This window comes from Archangium lipolyticum, assembly GCF_024623785.1.
GTDB lineage: Bacteria > Myxococcota > Myxococcia > Myxococcales > Myxococcaceae > Archangium > Archangium lipolyticum.
In genome coordinates, this window is record NZ_JANKBZ010000022.1 from 169,548 (window position 1) to 188,670 (window position 19,123).

The following is a 19,123-nucleotide window of genomic DNA, read 5'->3' on the forward strand; positions in this document are numbered from 1 at the left end:
CAGTTGTCCTGGGATTGGCACGGTCCGAGTTTCACGCCGCCCCGAAGAACCGTGAGGAGTGGGCGCGGTGGGTCGGGGGACGAGGGGGGCGGCAGGGCGAGGCAGGGCCAGGAGCGAGCGTCCGAAGTGTGTGGAGCGAGGGCGCCACGGGCTCGGTCGAGCCACCGGGAGGGACATGGAACTCTTCCCCATTCACCTGTTGGTATTGGTGGTGATGATGAACCGGTACGTGCTCGGTCCGCTGCTGCGGCGGATCCGGGGCCGCCGGGTGGACGCCACGAATGACGGCTATCAGCCAACCGTCACGGTGGTCATTCCCCTCTTCAACGAGGGCGAGGGCATCCATCACGCCGTCCGGAGCCTGCTGGAACAGGACTACCCGGCGGACAAGCTGAGCATCTGCGTGGTGGACGACTGCTCCACCGACGACAGCCATGCCTGGGCGCTGCGCGCGGCCGAGGGGCATCCGAACGTGAAGGTGATGCGCAACCCGTACAACATGGGCAAGCGCAAGGGCATCGCCCGGGCGGTGCGTGAGGCGACGGCGGAGCTCATCGTCTCGGTGGACTCGGACGTGGTGGTGCACCCGAGCGCCGTGCGCGAGCTGGTGCGGCGCTTCGTGAGCCCGCGCATCGCCGCGGTGGGAGGCCGCACCTACGTGGCCAACCGTCATCAGAACTGGATGACGCGGATGATCGAGATCAAGTTCTACTTCGCCCAGGAGTGGCTCAAGGATCTGGAGCGGAGCTTCCGCTCGGTGCTGTGCCTGTCCGGGTGCCTCACCGCGTACCGGCGCCACGTGCTGCTGGAGCTGGAGCCCATCCTCGAGACGCGCAACATCGCCGGGGTCCCCATCAAATACGGAGAGGATCGTTTCCTCACGCGGCAGATCGTCAAGGCGGGCTACGAGACGGTCTACACCACGGCGGCCTGGTGCCAGACGGCCGCGCCGGCCACGCTGGCGGGCTACTTCTCGCAGCAGCTGCGGTGGCGGCGCTCCAACCTCGTGGACATGATCTGCGGGCTGAGCCACGCCTGGAGGCTGCATCCGGTGGTGTGCATCCACTACGTGTCCCAGCTGGCGCTGCTGCTCTCCTATCCCGTCATCATCATCCACAACCTGATCAACGGGCAGTTCTGGGGCGTGCTGCTGCTGCACATGCTCGTCATGGGAGCCATGGGGCTCATCTACCGGATCGACAAGAGGGACCTGCCCGCGGACATGCGCGTCCCGGCGATCTCCTTCCTTCCCATGGGGCTGCTGATGCCCATCACCTACGCACTCTTCACTCCGCTGGCGCTGCTCACGCTGGACTCGGGGAGCTGGGAGACGCGGGGCAAGCCGAGCACGGCGCCTGGCGTACCGCCCGCGGACGTACCGCCCGCCGAGCGGGCTCCCAGCATCATCCCCCCCACGCGGACGGCCGGAGGGAGCACGACGCCATGAACCAGCGCATCGTCAACAAGCTCAACACCCTCGCGGTCAACGCCTACAAGGCCCTGGGCTCGGTGTTGCTGGCCCTCATCCTGGTGGGGCTCGTCTCGTACCTGGGGATGCAGGCCTTCTTCTTCGTGGGCCATGCCTGGCTGACACCCACGGTGGTGTCGCCGACGGATCCGCAGATCCTCCAGCTCAACGCCCAGCTGGCGCAGCAGGCGGCGGCGCGGGACAAGCTGCTCGCGGACCGGCGGGACATGGAGGCACGGCTGGAGCAGGCCGAGCGGCTGCTCGGCTCGGAGAAGGACTTCCAGGAGCGCTTCCGGCTGGCGCTGAGCAGTGAGCGGGAGGCCCGGGCGAAGTCGCTGCGGCGGCTGGCGGTGCTGCGCCAGGAGTACCGGGAGGCGGCCGAGGAGATCGCCAAGTCCAACCGGGCCTACGCGGGGATGGCGCGCACGCGCACCGAAGCGCTCTACAACGCGCGGATGCTGGAGCGGGAGGAGCGGCTCACCGCGAACCACCAGCTGGCGCAGATGGCGCAGACGAACCTGTCGCTGTCGGAGGGCTCGGCGGAGTTGCAGACGAAGCTGGAGGCGCTGAAGCGGGAGCTGGACGGCTTCGACGCCTCGATGGCGGGCAGGTCCGCGGGCCTCACCACGGAGGTGCTGCTGCTGGAGCGGGAGTACACGCGCTCGGTGCTGGAGGTGGCGCGGGCGGAGAGCGAGCGGCGCCACCTGAAGGAGAGCCTGCACTCACTGGATGAGGCGGTGGCGCGCTACGACGCGCTGCTGGCGTCCATCCGGAGCTCGCCATGGCTGGAGGCCATCGAGCGGGGGCTGACGGTGGGCTTCGTGCCGTACGAGAACCTGGGGAACGCGAGGGCGGGCATGCCGCTCTACCGGTGCGCGCTGAAGCTGCTGTGGTGCCGGGAGGTGGGCATGGTGGGCCAGCCGCTGCAGGGTGAGGTGACGGTGAAGCACCCGGTACGCCAGACGCTGCTGCGGGGCGTGATGGTGGAGCTGGAGCTGCGGGACGAGCGCTGGGCGCGCGAGGAACTGCTGCACCTGGGGCGGCCGCCGCTGCTGCTGTAGCGCGGGAGCCTGGAAGGAGACGCTATGCGGTGGGCGGTTGCATGGGGCGTACTGGCGGGCCTGGGCGCTGGGACCGCGGAGGCCCAGGAGCCGGCGGAAGAGGCACGCGAGCCGGGCTACTGCGCCTTCGTGCGCGGGGTGGGCGACGCGGAGTCGGCGGTGCTGCTGGCACCGGACGTGTTCGCGAACGTGGGCGTGGTGAACGCGGGCGAGGCCGGCGGGGGTGGAGGCGTGCCACTGGGCGGCCCCACGCCGAGAGTCACGGCGGGCCTGGACTATGACTTCGTGGGGCTGTACCGGGGCCTGGGGATCCGCCGCCGGGCGGAGGCGGAGTGCGAGCGCTACCGGGCGCTCTCGGCGCTGCGAGCGGCCGTGAAGAGGGGCCCGGACGTGGGCGCGGAAACGGCGCTGGCCGCACGAGCCCAGGTGCTGGAGGCCATCCTCCCCGAGGCCGAGCAGCTCCTGACGTCCCTGGGAGAGGACGTGAAGGAGGGCCGGGCCACGGTGGAGGAGCTCAACGCGCTGCGGTTGCGGATGGACGCCCTGAGGGCGCTGGCGCACGAGACGGCGAGGGAGCGGGAGCGGCTGGCCGCCCTGCCCCGCCCGGCCGAGCGTCCGTTGTCCGCGTACCTGGGGGAGATGAGGGCGGCGGATGCTCGGGTGGAAGAGGAGTCCGCGGGCCTGAGACGCGCGTCGGCGTGGACGGTGCGGCTGCGAGGCGGGTACGACGAGCTGATCGACGTGAGGCAGGACGTGCCACTCTTCGGGATGTTGACGGTCTCGTACAACCTGGGGAGCCTGTGGCAGCCGTCGGCGAACGCGAAGGCGCGCGAGGGCCGCCGGCGGTGGCTCGAGGAGGACGTCGAGGGGGTGAGCCAGGAGGTGGCCCGGCTGCTGCGCGAGCTGAGGGCGGCACACGGGACGGAGGAGACGCGGCTGCGCGAGGTGTCGGTACTGGTCTCGGACCTGGAGGGGCAGTTGAGGGAGCTCCAGGCGATGGAGACGGCGAAGGTGCGCCGTTACCGCGACTACCTGGTGCTGGAGCTGGCGCGGCTGAGGGCGGAGCAGGCCTGGCTGAAGGCGCACGTGGCGGAGCTGGGCCGGTTCCTGGGAGAAGAGCGGCCGTGATCGTCCGGCCGGTCCTGGTGGCCTCGCTGCTGGGACTGCTCGCGCCTCCCGCGTCTTCTGGCAGGGGCATGAAGACGGATGACACGCTCCCCATGGTGCAGCCGAAGCGGATGAAGGTGACCCAAGGGAAGCTGGAGCCACTTCCGGATGGGCGCCTGGTCATCGACTCGCCCAAGGTCCGGGCGGTGGTTCCCTCCAGGGAGGAACCGAAGACACGAGCCCTGATGGCATCAACGAGGGCGCCGGAGGAAGCCCGGGTAGCGGAGCTGCGCTTCACCTACCTGGGGGCGACACGAGAGCAGGAGCCCTTGCAATCGGGGGAGCTGCGGCGGCAGGTGGGGCTGAAGCTGCGGGCGCGGGACGGCTGCAACGTCGTCTACGTGATGTGGCGCATCGAGCCGAAGGCGGGGCTGGTGGTGTCGGTGAAGCACAATCCTGGGATGCGCCGCTCGGACGACTGCGGCAACAGCGGCTACCAGACGGTGAAACCACGGAGCAAGGCACCGGTACCAAGGCTCGAGCCAGGAGACGACCACACCCTGAGAGCGGAGCTCGAGGGTACGGCCCTGACGGTGCGAGTCGACGGCAAGCCCGTGTGGGAAGGGACGCTCCCCGAGGAAGTGCTCACGTTCGACGGGCCGGTGGGTCTGCGAAGCGACAACGGTCGTTTCCAGGTGGAGCTACGAGTCCACCCATGACCCCACTCCCCCTCTCCCTCCGGGAGAGGGGGAGTGAGCTCACACCGAAGGCCGCTGTTCAGGCACGGCGACTGGCTTGTCCTCCTCCTTGCCCGAGGAGGGCTCGGCCTGGATGGAGCAACCATTCGCGGAGCAGACCCCGCCGTCGCGCAGATCGAAGCGCCAGCGATGACGGGGGCACACGAGGTAGCGGCCCTCCTCGATCCAGCCTTCCTGGAGATCGGCGCCCTGGTGGGGGCAGAAGCGGTTGACGGAGTAGCGCTGCCCGCCGGCGGAGACGAGGGTGCGCTCCTTGCGAGACTCGGTGTCCAGCGTACCGTCGCACATGGTGCGCAGGTCCTCGATCTCGGCGGCGAGGAAGTTGTGCAGGGTGGCGTCGTAGATGTCGGGTTGGCGCGAGGCGCGGAAGCGGAAGGACAGCAGGAAGTCCTCCCAGTTCAGTTTGCGATCCAGGACGCGGACGATGTCGGCCGCGCTCGCGATGAGGGTGTACCGGCTCAGGTCGCGCACCTCGCCGACGACGTCCACGCGGCGGGTGCGGAAATCCACGCGGATGAGCTGTCCGGGGAGCTCGAGGAGGCCGAGGTAGAGGGGCATCATCACGCGCTCCGCCAGGGAGAAGACATCCAGCTTGTGCTGCAACTCCTCGCGAAGCCGCAGGTGGATGCGATCCACCTCCTCCAACATCATGTTGCGGCGGCGCTCGCGGAAGACGCGCGTCTGGAGGGCCGCGTACGAGCGCAGGTACTGTGAGACGTTCTCGTCGGTGACGCGCTCGGGAGCGAGGGACACCATCTCCGCGAGCTCCACATCGAGCACGTCACCGGGCATGGGCTCGAAGAGGCGTGGAGTCTTCCCGGCGAGGCGATGGTGGAGGAAGGAGAAGAGCTCCGAGGCGCGCGGGAAGATGTTCACCGGCTCCAGGTTGATGTGGAAGAGGGACGGATCCAGGAAGCAGGCCGGACCCGCCGAGGCCAGGTAGGCGCGAGGCTGGACGATCTCGATGGCACGCGCCACCGCCTCGAACTTGCTGGCGCGTTTCTGCCGCGAGTGCTCGGCGTACTCCTCACGCGAGTAGTCGTAGCAGGTGGGGTGCCAGATGGCGCCGGAGAACTGGGCGGTGAAGACATCGATGGGCCCCTCCTCCGCCACGATGCGCTGCAGCCGGTCATGGACCTTGCAATCGTTGAGGTTGAGGAAGCTCCGCCCCCGCTCCTGGACGAGCAGCGCCGAGTCGCGGTTGGTGCCCGAGTCGGTCAGATAGAGCTTCAGGTAGCCCCCCTTGAAGGGCACCTCCTGCTGGTCCTCGCAGGTGAGGATCCGCCTGGCCCCGTAGGCCTCGAACGCGTCGCGGAGCGCGGTGCGGCGGAAGCGGCCGATGACGACGGTGAAGTCGCGCTTCGTGAGGGTGCGCAGGAAGTCGGGATCGTAGTGATCCTTGTGCTCGTGGCTGATGTAGAGGAAGCGCTCCTTCGTCGAGAGCTCCAGCTTCTCGCGCACGAAGGGAGCCAGCTGGTGGTTGCGTGGGAATTGCATCCAGGCCGAGTCGAACGCCCCTTGAGGGGAGAGCCACGGATCGGCGACCACCAGGGCGTGTTGGGTTTCGATCAGGAAGCCGGCATGCCCGAGGAACGTGATCTGCATGAGAAGATTCCCCCCGCGAGATCCGGGTCCGTCGGAGGCACGGCCCGGAATGGCGCCACCCGGACGTACGAATACGTTCAGTGGCGCCGGAAGGCTGGTGTGGCGCGGGAAATGAGGCCATGGGCCCCGGGTGCGAGCCCAGGGTCCAACACCGTGCAGACCTCTCGCATCCCCCCTGAAAAAGGAGGGAGGAGGCTGGAAATCCTCACCTCCCACCCATCATCGCAGGTAGGGCATGGCGACCCGACTCATTCCGTGATTTCACGGACGCTGAGCCACTTGAAGTCCACGTCCGTGGCGCTGTCCCAGCGGAAGGTGGCGATGGGACCACCCCAGGTGATGGGCATGGCCGGTACGGAGCCACCGCAGTGGTCCGCGTCTCCGCCCCACGAACCGTCATCCAGTTTCTCGTAGACCTTCTTCCACGTCAGCTTGTCGGCAGTGTCGTTGAGCCAGAGCTCGAGCCGCACCGCGGGCTTGCCGTTGGCGGTGGTGTTGCGCATGACGGACTTGAAGCCCACCCAGCGGCCCTTGAGAGACCCGGTGGCCGCCTTGTAGGGCACGTTGTCGTAGCTCACGTGCCAGGTCTCCTTCTCCCAGCGGACGCGGCCGTCGTAGTGCAGGCCGCCCTTGTAGGAGGAGCCCTCGCAGGCGATCGAGTCGGTGTGGCGGCCACCGCGGGCGTACCAGGCGAAGTTGTCACCGTTGTTGCCGGTGGCGTTCACCTTCACGAAGCCCGTCATCTCCACGTTCTTCCAGTCGTTGGGCGACTGCATGTAGCCGCGGCCCGCGAGGACATCCCGATCGTAGGTGGGGATCTTCCTCGAGTCGTAGCCGGTGGAGGTGAACACCTCCATGCGAACCTTGGTGCTCCGCATCTTCCAGGAGCCATCCGCGTTACGCGTGATGGTCTGCTGCGGATCGAAGCGCGCGTCACGCAGTGCATCGCTCGCGAGCATCCAGGACTCACCGCCCGGCTTCGTCGGGTAGAGCATGGTGACGCCGAACACGTCCTTGTCCTGCGCGGGAGCTGGGGCGGACTCGAGCGAGGGCCGCGCCTCCGAAGTGGGCCGCGGCGCCGGCACGGGAGAGGAAGCCGGAGTGGGCTCGGGCGTTGGAGCGGTCGCGTCCGGAGGGGAAGCGGGAGTCCCAGCCGATGGTTCGATCGCCAGGTCCTGTGCATCACAGCCGGCGAGCGAGAACAGGAGGAAGGGAGCGCAGAGGGCGGAAAGGAGTCGGAGTCGGATCAACGAGGCAAGCTCCATCTGAGAGAGAAGGCCGGTGGACATTCGGAGTCCCACGGCGACAGACCCTCTGAACAGAAGGAGACAGTTCCTCATCCCCGCCCGGGGGTATGACTCCTCGAATCCGCCCGCCCGAGCGTCAGGCGCGGGAGACGAGCGCCCGCCCGACTTCGGTTTTTCCGAAGGGACGCATCTCGATTACCTATTTGCCTAAGTATCGGCGGGCTCTTAATTCAGGGAGCATGAAGAATCAGATCAAGACCCTGCTGTTGCTCGGCGTGTTGTCCGTGGTGCTGATCAGCATCGGTGGAGCTCTGGGCAAGGGCTTCCTCATCGGCGCGCTGGTGCTGTCGCTGGCGATGAACGTCGGGGCCTATTTCTTCTCGGACAAGCTGGTGCTGACCATGCACGGGGCGCAGGAGGTGAGCCCCCAGCAGGCGCCTGGACTGCACCGCATGGTGGAGGAGCTGTCGCAGCGGGCGGGCATCCCCAAGCCCCGCGTCTTCTTGATGAACGAGGCCCAGCCCAACGCCTTCGCCACGGGCCGCAATCCGGAGCATGGCGTGGTGGCGGTGACGGCGGGCATCCTGGAGGTGCTCGACGAGCGGGAGCTGCGCGGGGTGCTGGCGCACGAGCTGGCGCACATCAAGAACCGGGACATCCTGGTGTCCACCATCGCCGCCGCGGTGGCCTCGGCGGTGACGTACCTGGCGCACGCGGTGGGCTTCTTCGGCTCGATGCTGACGGGCCGTGACGAGGACGGGGACGAGGGCCTGTCGCCGATGCAGGCGCTGGCGCTGGCGCTGGTGGCGCCCATCGCGGCCACGCTCATCCAGATGGGCATCTCGCGTTCGCGCGAGTACCTGGCGGACCAGTCGGGCGGGGAGATCTCCGGGGATCCGGAGGCGCTGGCGCGTGCGCTGCAGAAGCTGGAGGCCGGGGCCATGGCGATGCCGGTGGAGGGGCGGCCCGCGACCGCGAGCCTGTTCATCGTGAGCCCCTTCGCGGGGATGCAGAGCATCCTGTCGCTCTTCTCGACGCACCCGCGCACCGAGGAGCGCGTGCGCAGGCTGCGGGAGCAGGCCGCGCGGATGTCCAGCGGTACCCGGGGTTGGAGCGGCGCCCTGCCCTTCCCCCAGTAACGGCGTTTCAACCCCCTAGAGAGAAAGATCCGGACATATGGAGATGCAGAGCATAGGAAGCCCCCTCCTCTGGGGGGGGTTCATTGCGTTCGTGCTGTTGATGCTGGCGCTGGACCTGGGCGTATTCCACCGCAAGACGCACGAGGTGAAGTTCAAGGAAGCGCTGGCATGGAGCGGGGTGTGGGTCTCGCTGGCGCTGGTGTTCAACCTGGGCATCTGGTGGAAGTTCGGCGCCACGCCGGCCATGCAGTTCCTCACCGGATACCTCATCGAGAAGTCGCTCTCGATCGACAACATCTTCGTCTTCGTCGTCATCTTCTCGGCGCTGAGGATTCCCTCGCTGTACCAGCACCGGGTGCTCTTCTGGGGCATCCTGAGCGCGCTGGTGTTGCGCGCGGCGATGATCTTCGCCGGCGTGGCGATGCTCGAGCGCTTCCACTGGCTCATCTACGTCTTCGGCGCCTTCCTCATCTTCACGGGCGTGAAGCTCTTCCTGCAGCGCAACAAGGAGGAGCACCCGGAGGACGGCTTCGTCATGAAGGCGGCGCGGCGGATCATCCCCTCCACGAACCGCTTCGATGGGGACCACTTCTTCACGCTGGAGAACGGCCGGAAGCTGGCCACGCCGCTGTTCATGTCGCTGGTGCTGGTGGAGCTGACGGACGTGCTCTTCGCGCTCGACTCCATCCCGGCCATCTTCGCGGTGACGACGGATCCCTTCCTCGTCTTCACCTCGAACATCTTCGCCATCCTCGGCCTGCGCTCGCTCTTCTTCGTGCTGGCGGGAGCAGTGGAGAAGTTCTCCTACCTGAAGGTGGGCCTGTCCGCGGTGCTGGTGTTCGTGGGCGCGAAGATGGCGCTGGTGGACGTGGTGAAGGTGCCGCCCGCGCTCTCCCTGGGTGTCATCAGCCTGCTGCTGGGCGGCTCCATCGTGGCCTCGCTGATGAAGGCGAGGGCGCAGGAGCGGCTCCAGGCCGCCTCGGGTGAGGGCGCGCCTTCACGGGGCCGGCCGGCGCCCGCCGCCGACTAGGACCTGGCGCCGGGGGGCCCCGTGCTCCCCGGCGCCGTCGTTTTCGCTAGGCGTTGCTGATCATCCAGCTGGAGCCCGGCACCCGGGCCACGGCCCCGTCGAAGGCCTTGGCGTAGACGGGCCTGTCCACGGAGGCCGCGAGCGTGAAGGAGAACGCCGAGCCGGCCCTGCCATCCAGCCGCCCGCCGATCCACTCCAACCCACCATCCAGCGCGTCCACCACCAGCTCGTGCTTCTCCGCGATCTCGGGCGGCATGCGGAACCAGATGCACAGGTTTCCACCCGGCTTCAGGATGCGGTAGCCCCGGGGATCCGCGTCGGAGAGCTCGAACTCGTCCTCGGCGGCCAGCCCGGGCACCCACAGCGGCGCGCTCAGCAGCCGGTAGCGGTTGGGTCCGAGCTCCTGTACGGAGAGCACCTCTTCCTTCGACTCACCCGGAACGCGCAGCTTCACCTGACTCATCGTCTCGAATCCTCCTGGGGCCCGGAAAAGCAAAAGGCCGTGAGCCCTGGGATTGTCCCCGAACTCACGGCCTCTCGTCTGTGTGGGCGCACCAGGATTCGAACCTGGGACCCCTGCCGTGTGAAGGCAGTGCTCTACCGCTGAGCTATGCGCCCGACCGCGTATCGACTTTCGTAGGAGTGGGCGCACCAGGATTCGAACCTGGGACCCCTGCCGTGTGAAGGCAGTGCTCTACCGCTGAGCTATGCGCCCCGACGAAGCGACGGGCGGGTAAATGCCACCCGCGATGCCCCCCTGTCAACGCCTATTGTCGCGCGATTTCTTCCAGTTTCTCGTCCAGCTCGCGCAGTCGGCGCTTGAGGCCCGAGAGCTTCTTGCCCACGGCCTTGAAGTCGCTCCGGGGCGCGAAGCTGAGCACCCGCATCAGCTCCTCCTGGCCCCGGTCCAGCGCCTGCTTGCCCCGCTGCACGGAGCCGAGCGCCTGGGCAATGGCCATGGCCCGCTTCTCGTCGGCCATGAGCTTCTCCACCGCCATTTGCGACATACCCAACGCCTGCTTCTTCAGGTCCTGCCGGATGCCCATGATGGCCTGCCCCCCACTGGCTTCACTGCTCGTCCAGGTACTCCGTCTTCAACTGGGCGAAGACGCGATCCGCGATGCCCTTGAACCGCAAGCGCTCGATGAGCTGCTGCAAGTCACCCTTCACCGCGATGCGCCGCCGAAGCACCGCCTCCACGGGATCCAGGCTGCCCTTGAGCAGCTCCTTCCACACCGTGTACGGCGCCCGGGCCAGGTAGGCCGGCTCGATCTCGTCCAGATCGTCCGGATCATCCAGCACCCGAAGCTTCTCGATACGAGCGTCGCGCGGCACCACGTGCACCACGAAGGGGCGCGGCAACTTGCCCGGCTCGGCGTCGACGATGATCCCGATCTCACCGATCCAGCCCTGGGCGGCCAGCGAGCGCTCCGGATCCTCGTTCACCAGCCGTACCGCCTCCTCACACCACTGCTTGGACGGGAACGTCGCCATGCCGCCCGCTACCCCCTACGGAAGATGCTCTTGATGCTGGAGAACAATCCGCTGCCCTCCTGCTGGGATGACGGCGAGGCCGCCGCCTGCTCGGCCTTCTGGGCCTTTTCCTCGGCCAGCCGGGCCAGTTCCTTCTTGAGCAGCTCCGGGGTGTCCCGGGTAGCCAGCTCGATGCGCCGGGGGCCGCTGGGCTCCTCGACGATCACCTGCAGCAGACACTCCTCGTTGAGCCGGAAGTCGATCTTCCGCCCCGCCGACTCGGCCGGAACCTTCAGGGTGCCCAGGTACTCGTTGTCCACCATCAGGTCGCTGTCGCCCTGGAAGATGTCCATCTCGATGAAGGGCGCGCCCGGCTCCTTCGGCGGTGGCAGCCGGAAGCTCTTCACCAGCGGGATGAGGGAGTTCTTCTCGATGACCCGGCGCACGCGCCCGTTGGGCAGCGCATAGCCGATGGGCATGGACACCGCATCCAGCAGCGTCACCGAGTCGATGGAGCCCAGCGAGTCCGCCAGCAGCGCGGCGCCCAGGGCCACGCACTCGTCCGGGTGCACGCCCTTGCGAGGCGGCTTGCCGAAGTGCTCCTGGATGCGCTGCTGCACCAGGGGCATGCGGCTCTGCCCGCCCACGAGGATGATCTCGTCGATCTCCGAGCGGCTGATGCTCTTCTCCGCCAGGACCCGGTCGCAGATCTCGAAGGTGCGGTCGACCAGGTCCATGGTGAGCGCGTTGAGGTTCTCGCGCGTGAGGGGGATGCGCAGGTCGATCGGCTTGCCCTTGCGCTCCTCGATGTAGGGCAGGTCGATGACCACGTTGGGGATGAGCGTGAGGTCGATCTTCGCCGCCTCGGCCGCGTTCTTGATGCGCTGCATGGCGATGGGGCTCTGCGAGAGATCGATCCGGGTCTCCTCCCAGAACTTCTCGAGCACGTAGTCCATCACCCGGTTGTCGAAGTCGACACCGCCCAGGAAGGTATCGCCGCCGGTGGCCAGCACCTCGAAGACGTTGCCCGTCAGGTGGAGCACGGAGACGTCGAAGGTGCCGCCGCCCAGGTCGTAGACGAGGATCTTCTGATCCAGCCCGCGGTTGAAGCCATAGGCCAGCGCGGCCGCGGTGGGCTCGTTGACGATGCGCTTGACGTTGAAGCCCGCCAGCTTGCCGGCCTCCTTCACCGCCTGCCGCTGGCTGTCCGTGTAGTACGCCGGCACGGAGATGACGGCCTCGTCGATGGGGCCGCCAAGGAACTGTTCGGCGATCGTCTTGAGCTGCTTGAGGATGAAGCTGGACACCTCGGGCAGCGAGTACACCTTGCCACCCAGCATCACGGCCGCTTCCCCGTCCGCGCCCTCGACGATGTCGTACTTGAAGTAACCCTTCAGGTCATCGACGACCTTGGACTGGTACTTGCGGCCGATGAGCCGCTTGGTCCCGTAGAGCGTGTTCTTCGGGTTGGTGACCATCTGGTCCTTGGCCACGCCGCCGACCAGCAGGTCCCCCTTGGCGGAGAGCGCCACCACGGAAGGCAGGATCAGATTGCCGCGATCCGTGGGGACGATCTTCGGGATGCGGTTCTTCACGGACGCGACCAGAGTATTGGTCGTTCCCAGATCAATCCCGATGATTCGAGGTCTGTCCGCCATTGGAGTCCTACTCTGTATCACGTCAGGGGGCGTCTTGCTCAGTTCTCGTCTCCAGGATCAACCGGTCATACGGCGCCTCCTCGCCTGCCGGTAGTTCCTCGATGAAGCGGGAAAGCCGGAGGATCGCCCGCTCTCCCGCCCGGAGAACCGCCGAGATAGGGTAGGTCAACGCCAGCTCATCCCTGGCTCGGGTAGCGGCCACGTAGAACAGCCGGCGCTCCTCTTCTTCTTCATCCGGTGTACTGGCCGCGCCCGGGAACGGGAAGCGGCCCTCCGCCAGGGAGATGACGAAGACCGCCCGCCATTCCAGACCCTTGGATTGGTGGATGGTGGAGAGCGTGAGGCTCTCGTCCGGAGCCTCGCCGGTGGCCTCCCGGGCCGAGAACTCGGCCACCAGGGCGATCTCCGACAGGAAGCGAGGCAGGTCCTCGAAGCGCCCGGCGAACTCGGCCAGCTGGCGGATGTCGTCCTCCCGCCGCTCCTCCTCGGGAAACCCGGTCCGCAAGTACTCGCCGTAGCCACCGGCCAGCACGTCCTGGATCATCTGCCCCGGGGTCGGAATTGACCCTGGCTGTGTCAGCCGCTCCATCAGGCGGATGAGCCGCTCGAAGCCGGGCGCGGCCTTCCGAGGCACCTGGGATTGGATCTCCGGACAGGCCAGGGCCTCCACCAGGGACAGCTCGGGAGGCAGGGCGATCAGGGCCTCCCAGAGGGACTCGGCCCTGGCGGGGCCAATGCCAGGCACCAACTTGACGATCCGTTTGAGGGCGAGCTCGTCGCGCGGGTTACCAGCGAGCCGGAGGTGGGCGAGCACGTCCTTGACGTGGACCTGCTCGAAGAAGCGCACGCCCGAGCGCACCCGGAAGGGGATGCCCCGGCGGGTCAGCTCCAGCTGAAGCTCCAGGGAGTGGCTGTGCGCGCGGTACAGCACGGCCATCTGCTCCAGCGGCACGCCCGTGTCGCGCAGCTCGAGCACGCGTTGGGCGACGAAGGAGGCCTGTTGATCCACGTCCAGGGTGGGGACCAGCACCGGCACCGGCCCCGGGGGACGCGAGGAGATGAGCTGCTTGGGGAACTGGCGCTGGTTGAGCGAGATGGAGGCGTTGGCCAGCTGGAGGATCTCCGGTGTCGAGCGGTAGTTGCGGGTGAGGTGGTAGATGGCGCAGCCGGGATGGCGCTGGGGGAAGTCGATGATGTTGGTGAAGTCCGCGCCCCGGAAGCTGTAGATGGACTGGCAGTCGTCGCCCACCACGGTGAGGTTGCGGCGCTCGCCGGCGAGCAGATCCACGAGGTCGCCCTGCAGCCGGTTGGTGTCCTGGTACTCGTCGACGAGCACGCAGTGGAACCGGTCCACGAGCCGCTCGCGGAGGATGGGGTTCTCGACGAGCAGGCGCTTGAGCAGCACCAGCAGATCATCGAAGTCCATCAGGTGCATGCGCGCCTTGCGCTCGGCGAAGCGGCGGGTGACGGCGAGCACCTCCTCGAGGAGCGGGAGGAATTGGGGCCTGTGCTCCACGAGCACCTCGGCCACCGAGCGTTGGAGGTTGGCGGCCATGGAGACGAGGTCCAACACCACCTCGGCCCTGGGGAAGCGCCGCTCCCGAGGCAGTTTGCGCTCGGCGATACAGGAGGACATCAGATCGCGCGCGTCCTCGCGGTCCAGCACGGTGAAGTCGCGCGAGAAGCCGAGCGCCCCGGCATGCTGGCGCAGCAGCACATGGGCCGCGTGGTGGAAGGTGCCGCCGAGCAGCTTCCCCACGTCCGCGAAGGCCCCTGTCAGCTCCTCGACCCGCCGAGTCATCTCCCGCGCGGCCTTGTTGGTGAAGGTGAGCAGCAGCACGCCCTCGGGGGGAGTCCCGCGCTCCAGGAGCCGAGCCACCCGGAACGTCAGCGTGCGTGTCTTGCCCGTGCCCGCGCCCGCGATGACCAGCACCGGCCCCTCCCCCGCTTCCACCGCTCGCAACTGCTCCTCGTTGAGCAGCTGCTCGTAGTCGATGCGCGGCGAGTGGGTCGCCGTCGCGGCCTTCAGCGTGTACGTACGGGTGGCCATGGGCGACTCACTCTACTGGTCGGTCTGACCTGTCGGATCCGGTGGGTTCGCCGGACGGGGAAGATCCGCTCAGGGGCTCCCGAGGGCCGACAGTTGGGTGGAGGCCTCGGCGCGGATCTCCGGGGAAGGATCCCGCTCCCGCGCCGCCCCGAGCAGCAGGGGCGCGAGCCGAGGCAGCTTCGTGCCCACCGAGCGCAGCGCGTCACGGCGCTGGGACACGGCGCTCTCCAGGCGCTCGCGGACCGCGTCGTCTCCGCACGTGCGAGCCCCGGGCGTCTTCTCGCGCAGCAGCAGCTCCGCGTCCGCCAGCCGCGCCTCCGCCAGCTTCAGCGCCTCGGCCGCCGTCAGCGCGAAGCTGTCGAGATCCTCGGGGAATTCGGTGTTCGCCTTCCGGGCCCGGGTGATGGTCTCCGACGCGAAGCGGGCGTTCTCCACCGCCGCGCACAGCTGCCGCGCCGCCGCCAGCGGGATGCCTCCCTCGGGGGAGATGGACTCCTCGCGCGCCACCCGCAGCGACCACAGCGAGAGCTGCCGGGCCGCCACCGCCGCCGAGAAGGACTGGCGCCGCTCCTCGCGCACCTGCACCCAGCGCCGCAGCACCACCGGATCCGGATCCTCCGGCACGAAGGCCCGCTGGTACTCGGCGGTCGCCTCTCCCATCCGCCCTGACAGGTCCAACAGCGCCGCCATCGTCAGGTACAGCTCCGGGCTGCCCGCCTTCTCGCGCAGCGACTCCAACCGCACCGCCACCTCGTAATCCGCTACCGGCTTCGGCAGGGTGCGCAACACCGTCTGGAGGCTCGCCAGGGCCCGCTGCCGCACGAGCGGGTTGCGTCCCGAGCGGAACGCCTCCACCAGCGGCTCCAGAGCCTTCACCGACACGTGTTGGCCCAGCTCCTCCGCCGCCTGCCACCGGTCCATCGGATCCGGCGCCAGGAGCGCACGCCGCAGGTCGTCGATGCTCCGCAGGTAGTGCCCCACCTGCGCGAACTGGACCAGCGGCTCGGGATTCTTGAGTGCCACGCGCTCGGCGCGGGCCCGCGCCAGGCGAGCAGGGAAGTCCTTGAGCTTCGCCCCCAGCGGGTGAGCCGCCACACGCGCCTCGGCCTCTTCCAAGAGCCCGGAGACGAGCAGCCCCTCCATCTCGAGCTCCAGCAGCCTCACCTTCGCCTGCTCGCGGTACCGCCCGGCCGGGAAGTCACGCAGGTAGGCGAAGAGTTGCGAGGCCCCCGCCGTCTCCGCCCGCGCGAAGGTCTCGTCGTCCAGCCGCGACTCCACCTGCAACCGCCGGGGGTCGTCCGGAGCCTCCTGCAGGTACGCCCGGAGCTGCTGGGTGTCCGTCGTCGAGGACAGCTCCTTGAGCTCCGCCTCCTTCAACAGCCGCTGTGCCTCCTCGCGCTGTGCCCCGTCCGGATGATCCCGGAGGAACTGCCGCAGCGCCGCCGCCGTCCCCGCCTCCTTCGCCGCGTTGAATCGCAGGCCCTCGAGCAGGGCCCGGGCCGCACGAGACTGCGGCTCATCCGGGTGCGCCTCCAGGAAACGCTTGTAGGCCACCACCGTGTGCAGCTTCGAGGCCTCCTCGAACTCGAGCTCGGTGATGCGCACCTCCACCGCCTCGGCCTCGTCCCCCACCGGGTACTCGCGCAGGAACGCGCGGTAGGCCTCCAGCGTGTCCGCGTCCCTGGCCCGTTGGAATGCCCGGGGCGCGCCACAGCCGGTCAACAGCAACAACAAGGAGAGGGCTCGGAGCTTGCGCATCGCCGCAGCATTACCACCACGTCCCCGGGTGAAAAACCCGAGCCGCCGCGTCCGCCCGGTTGGGTGGTTTTTTTGACCACATGCCCATTGGACCGGACCATCCGTCCCGTGGAATCGCTACAGGGAGGTCGCGACATGAGGCTCTGCGTGTTGCTCGCGGGACTGGCGGTGATGACGGGATGCGCCACCGGCGCGCCCCTGGGTGGACGGATGCTGGCCTCCAGCTACCGCTACAGCCCGCTGACGCCCGTCGCCGCGCCCCGGGCGCCGCCAGGCGAGGTCGCCTCCTCGCCCACCCCTCGCAAGCAGGTGCGCCCTCCCCCGCCCACGGCCCGCCGCCAGGACGTGCTCACCGCCGCACGCGAGCTCGTGGGCAGCCGCAAGGTGAAGCTCGCCGGGCGCACGTGGCCGGACGACTGCACTGGCTTCGTCGAGGCCGTGTACGCCCGGGCTGGCGTCTCGTTCCGCGGCGAGGGCCTGTCCGGGGACAACGGAGTCACCGCGCTCTACCGGTACGCGAAGGCACATGGGCGCGTGTACACCCGAGGCCAGCCGAGACCGGGGGATCTGGTTTTCTTCCGCGAGACGTATGACCGGAACCGCGACGGGCGGCGCAACGACGGGCTCACACACGTGGCACTGGTGGACGGCATCGAGGACGATGGCACCGTCATCGTCATCCACCGGGTGAAGCGTGGTGTGGTGCGCTACCGGATGAACCTGGCGAAGCCGGGCCTCCGGAGGGATCCACGCACCGGCGAGGTGCTGAACGACATGCTGCGAGCGCCCGGCGCCGGTAAGGCGCCTGCCCTCACCGGACAGCTCTTCGCCGCATTCGGCTCCGTGCTTCCCGAGACAGGACCCACGGCGGTGGCCCGAAGGTAGACCCTCGTTTGCCCCCTCTCCTACCGAGGTAGCTGCTCGTTGCGAAGAGGCGGAGGAGACGGAGCGCGCCAGGGAGCCAGTCTGGACGCCCAGGCGGCAGGCGCCACGAATGTTCGTCGCGGAACGTCATGGGCGTCCTGTCACGTTGGTTGTTCCTCAGTTGTTCAAGGTACATCCAGAGTTGCCGGACTGGTTGGGGTACAGAGAGAAACAGCCCGCACCGTCAGCCTTGAGAGGATCTTCCCCGTGCATGCGCAAGCGCTGATTCCGAGTGGTATTCCCGCAGTCGGCGCCATCCCGTGGGGAAGCCACTTCTGCAACTTCTATTCGACCGCGGAAGATCTGGTGGACTCACTGGTCCCGTTCTTCAAGGCGGGCCTCGAGCACAACGAGCAGTGCCTGTGGATCACTTCCGAGCCATTCGGCGTGGAGGACGCCAAGACCGCATTGCGCAACGCCGTGCCGCGGCTGGAGACGTATTTCGAGGAAGGCCGCATCGACATCCTCGATCACCGGGAATGGTACCTGCGCAGCGGCGGCACGGCTGCCATGGGCGTCCTCCAAGGGTGGATCGACCGCAAGGAGCAGGCGCGGGCGAGCGGTCGCACGGGGCTTCGCCTCACCGGCAACACCTTCTGGCTCGAGTCGAAGAACTGGAAGGACTTCGCCGACTACGAGGCCACGGTGAACGCGACCTTCCACCAGCATGAGATCGTCGCCATGTGCAGCTACTGCCTGCACCGCTGCGACCCGATGGGCATCCTCGATGTGGTGCGCAACCACCAGTTCGCGGTGGCGCGGCGCGAGGGCGAGTGGGAGGTCCTGGAGAGCGCCTCCTTGAAGATCGCCAAGGAGGAACTGCGCCGGCTCAACACACAGCTCGAGCAGCGCGTCATGGAGCGTACGGCAGCGCTCGAGGCGGCACTCCAGGAGCGAGCGCGAGCCGAGCAGGATGCGCTCGCCGCGGTGCGTGCCCGCGACGAGTTCCTCTCCCTGGCCTCGCACGAGCTCAAGACGCCGCTCACCTCCCTCCGGCTGCAGCTCGAGTTGGTGAAATCGGCTGTGAACAGCGCCGACGGAGAGCTGGCCCACCGGCTGACGCCCAGGCTGCAGACCATGGAACGCCAGTTGCTGCGACTCAACACGCTCAACGGCAGCCTGCTGGACGTGACGACGCTGGATGGCGGGCAGTTCCACCTGGACTGCCAGCAGCTGGACCTGGCCACGCTGGTACGCGAGGCAGTGGAGCGACTCGAGCCGGACTTCACACGCGCGGGCTGCGAGGTCCGGGTGGAGGTGGAGGGAGAAACGCGGGGCTGTTGGGATCCCCTGCGTGTGGACCAGATCGTGGTCAACCTCCTGTCCAACGCCCTCAAGTATGGCGCGGGCAAACCCATCCAGCTCCGGCTCCGCCGGAGTGGCGAGTGCGTCACCTTGGAGGTAACGGACCAGGGCATAGGCATCTCCCCGGAGGCGCAGACCCGGCTGTTCCGCAAGTTCGAGCGGACGGTGCCCGCGCAGCACTATGGCGGTCTGGGGCTGGGCCTCTACATCAGCCGCGTGCTGGTGGAGGCGATGCGGGGCTCCATTCGGGTGGACTCCCAGTTGGGTCAGGGCACCACCTTCACCGTCTCACTCCCCTGCTCGGCCGGCCAGGAGCATTGAGGAGTCTCGCTGTCTCCGCGCGCCGTCGGCTACACGCGGCGTGCAGGGGACCCGCGAGCCCGCAAAGGCGAAGGCCCCGAGTTCTCACGGGGTGTGAGGACTCGGGGCCTTCAAAAAAAATCCGGCAGCGACCTACTCTCCCGCGCGGTTTCCCGCGGAGTACCATCGGCTCTGGAGGGCTTAACTTCCGTGTTCGGGATGGGAACGGGTGGGACCCCT

At 68.1% G+C, this 19,123-nt stretch carries 16 protein-coding genes, 2 tRNA genes and 1 rRNA gene; 8 read left to right on the forward strand and 11 right to left on the reverse strand.

The features are described from left to right. The first annotated feature begins 175 nt into the window (after positions 1 to 175). Genes NR810_RS35405 through NR810_RS35420 form a run of 4 tightly spaced genes read left to right on the forward strand, consistent with a single transcriptional unit; the run spans position 176 to position 4,355 of the window. Entirely contained in the window at positions 176 to 1,447 is a 1,272-nt protein-coding gene (locus NR810_RS35405; protein WP_257458984.1) for a glycosyltransferase, read from the forward strand. After that, positions 1,444 to 2,529, forward strand: coding sequence for a hypothetical protein (locus NR810_RS35410; RefSeq protein WP_257458985.1), 1,086 nt, complete (start codon positions 1,444 to 1,446; stop codon positions 2,527 to 2,529). Before NR810_RS35405 ends, NR810_RS35410 begins: the two co-directional genes overlap by 4 nt. A 24-nt stretch (positions 2,530 to 2,553) precedes the next feature. Continuing rightward, positions 2,554 to 3,657: a coiled-coil domain-containing protein gene (locus tag NR810_RS35415; RefSeq protein WP_257458987.1), complete on the forward strand. Its 1,104-nt coding sequence runs from the start codon at positions 2,554 to 2,556 to the stop codon at positions 3,655 to 3,657. Further along, positions 3,654 to 4,355 (forward strand): hypothetical protein, encoded by a 702-nt coding sequence (locus NR810_RS35420; RefSeq protein WP_257458990.1) that lies wholly within the window; start codon positions 3,654 to 3,656, stop codon positions 4,353 to 4,355. Before NR810_RS35415 ends, NR810_RS35420 begins: the two co-directional genes overlap by 4 nt. A gap of 39 nt (positions 4,356 to 4,394) precedes the next feature. Here the strand turns inward: NR810_RS35420 and NR810_RS35425 are convergent, their stop codons facing one another. Next, the gene (locus NR810_RS35425) at positions 4,395 to 5,999 is read right to left on the reverse strand and encodes a Rieske 2Fe-2S domain-containing protein (RefSeq protein WP_257458992.1); all 1,605 of its coding nucleotides are present in this window, start codon (positions 5,997 to 5,999) and stop codon (positions 4,395 to 4,397) included. Between the two features lie 248 nt (positions 6,000 to 6,247). Continuing rightward, complete coding sequence (locus NR810_RS35430; RefSeq protein ID WP_257458994.1) at positions 6,248 to 7,249, reverse strand: carbohydrate-binding protein; 1,002 nt, start codon at positions 7,247 to 7,249, stop codon at positions 6,248 to 6,250. 236 nt (positions 7,250 to 7,485) lie between these two features. On the opposite strand from NR810_RS35430, the gene NR810_RS35435 reads away from it, so the two are divergent. Continuing rightward, positions 7,486 to 8,385, forward strand: coding sequence for a zinc metalloprotease HtpX (locus tag NR810_RS35435; RefSeq protein WP_257458996.1), 900 nt, complete (start codon positions 7,486 to 7,488; stop codon positions 8,383 to 8,385). A 37-nt stretch (positions 8,386 to 8,422) separates the two neighbouring features. Next, positions 8,423 to 9,415: a TerC family protein gene (locus tag NR810_RS35440; RefSeq protein WP_257458998.1), complete on the forward strand. Its 993-nt coding sequence runs from the start codon at positions 8,423 to 8,425 to the stop codon at positions 9,413 to 9,415. Positions 9,416 to 9,461: 46 nt separating this feature from the next. Here NR810_RS35440 and NR810_RS35445 read toward each other — a convergent pair whose 3' ends face one another. From NR810_RS35445 to NR810_RS35480, 8 genes are all read right to left on the reverse strand, one after another. Next, complete coding sequence (locus NR810_RS35445; RefSeq protein WP_257459000.1) at positions 9,462 to 9,878, reverse strand: DUF4265 domain-containing protein; 417 nt, start codon at positions 9,876 to 9,878, stop codon at positions 9,462 to 9,464. 83 nt (positions 9,879 to 9,961) lie between these two features. Continuing rightward, positions 9,962 to 10,033: transfer RNA gene (locus NR810_RS35450), tRNA-Val, on the reverse strand. A 25-nt stretch (positions 10,034 to 10,058) separates the two neighbouring features. Further along, positions 10,059 to 10,130, reverse strand: a tRNA-Val gene (locus NR810_RS35455). 52 nt (positions 10,131 to 10,182) lie between these two features. Continuing rightward, the gene (locus NR810_RS35460) at positions 10,183 to 10,461 is read right to left on the reverse strand and encodes a hypothetical protein (protein ID WP_257459002.1); all 279 of its coding nucleotides are present in this window, start codon (positions 10,459 to 10,461) and stop codon (positions 10,183 to 10,185) included. A gap of 22 nt (positions 10,462 to 10,483) precedes the next feature. Further along, the gene (locus NR810_RS35465; RefSeq protein WP_257459004.1) at positions 10,484 to 10,909 is read right to left on the reverse strand and encodes an SCP2 sterol-binding domain-containing protein; all 426 of its coding nucleotides are present in this window, start codon (positions 10,907 to 10,909) and stop codon (positions 10,484 to 10,486) included. 8 nt (positions 10,910 to 10,917) lie between these two features. Next, positions 10,918 to 12,546, reverse strand: coding sequence for an Hsp70 family protein (locus tag NR810_RS35470; RefSeq protein ID WP_257459006.1), 1,629 nt, complete (start codon positions 12,544 to 12,546; stop codon positions 10,918 to 10,920). Between the two features lie 22 nt (positions 12,547 to 12,568). Then, positions 12,569 to 14,596: an ATP-dependent helicase gene (locus NR810_RS35475; RefSeq protein ID WP_257459008.1), complete on the reverse strand. Its 2,028-nt coding sequence runs from the start codon at positions 14,594 to 14,596 to the stop codon at positions 12,569 to 12,571. A 69-nt stretch (positions 14,597 to 14,665) separates the two neighbouring features. Beyond that, on the reverse strand, positions 14,666 to 16,354 hold the full coding sequence (locus tag NR810_RS35480) for a HEAT repeat domain-containing protein (RefSeq protein WP_257459009.1): 1,689 nt from the start codon (positions 16,352 to 16,354) through the stop codon (positions 14,666 to 14,668). Positions 16,355 to 16,489: 135 nt separating this feature from the next. On the opposite strand from NR810_RS35480, the gene NR810_RS35485 reads away from it, so the two are divergent. Then, positions 16,490 to 17,239 carry a CHAP domain-containing protein gene (locus tag NR810_RS35485; RefSeq protein WP_257459010.1) on the forward strand — a complete coding sequence of 250 codons (750 nt, stop codon included), beginning with the start codon at positions 16,490 to 16,492 and terminating at the stop codon, positions 17,237 to 17,239. 246 nt (positions 17,240 to 17,485) lie between these two features. Continuing rightward, entirely contained in the window at positions 17,486 to 18,904 is a 1,419-nt protein-coding gene (locus NR810_RS35490) for an MEDS domain-containing protein (protein ID WP_257459012.1), read from the forward strand. A 119-nt stretch (positions 18,905 to 19,023) separates the two neighbouring features. Here NR810_RS35490 and rrf read toward each other — a convergent pair. Then, a 5S ribosomal RNA gene (gene rrf, locus NR810_RS35495) occupies positions 19,024 to 19,123 on the reverse strand; the annotation flags it as partial.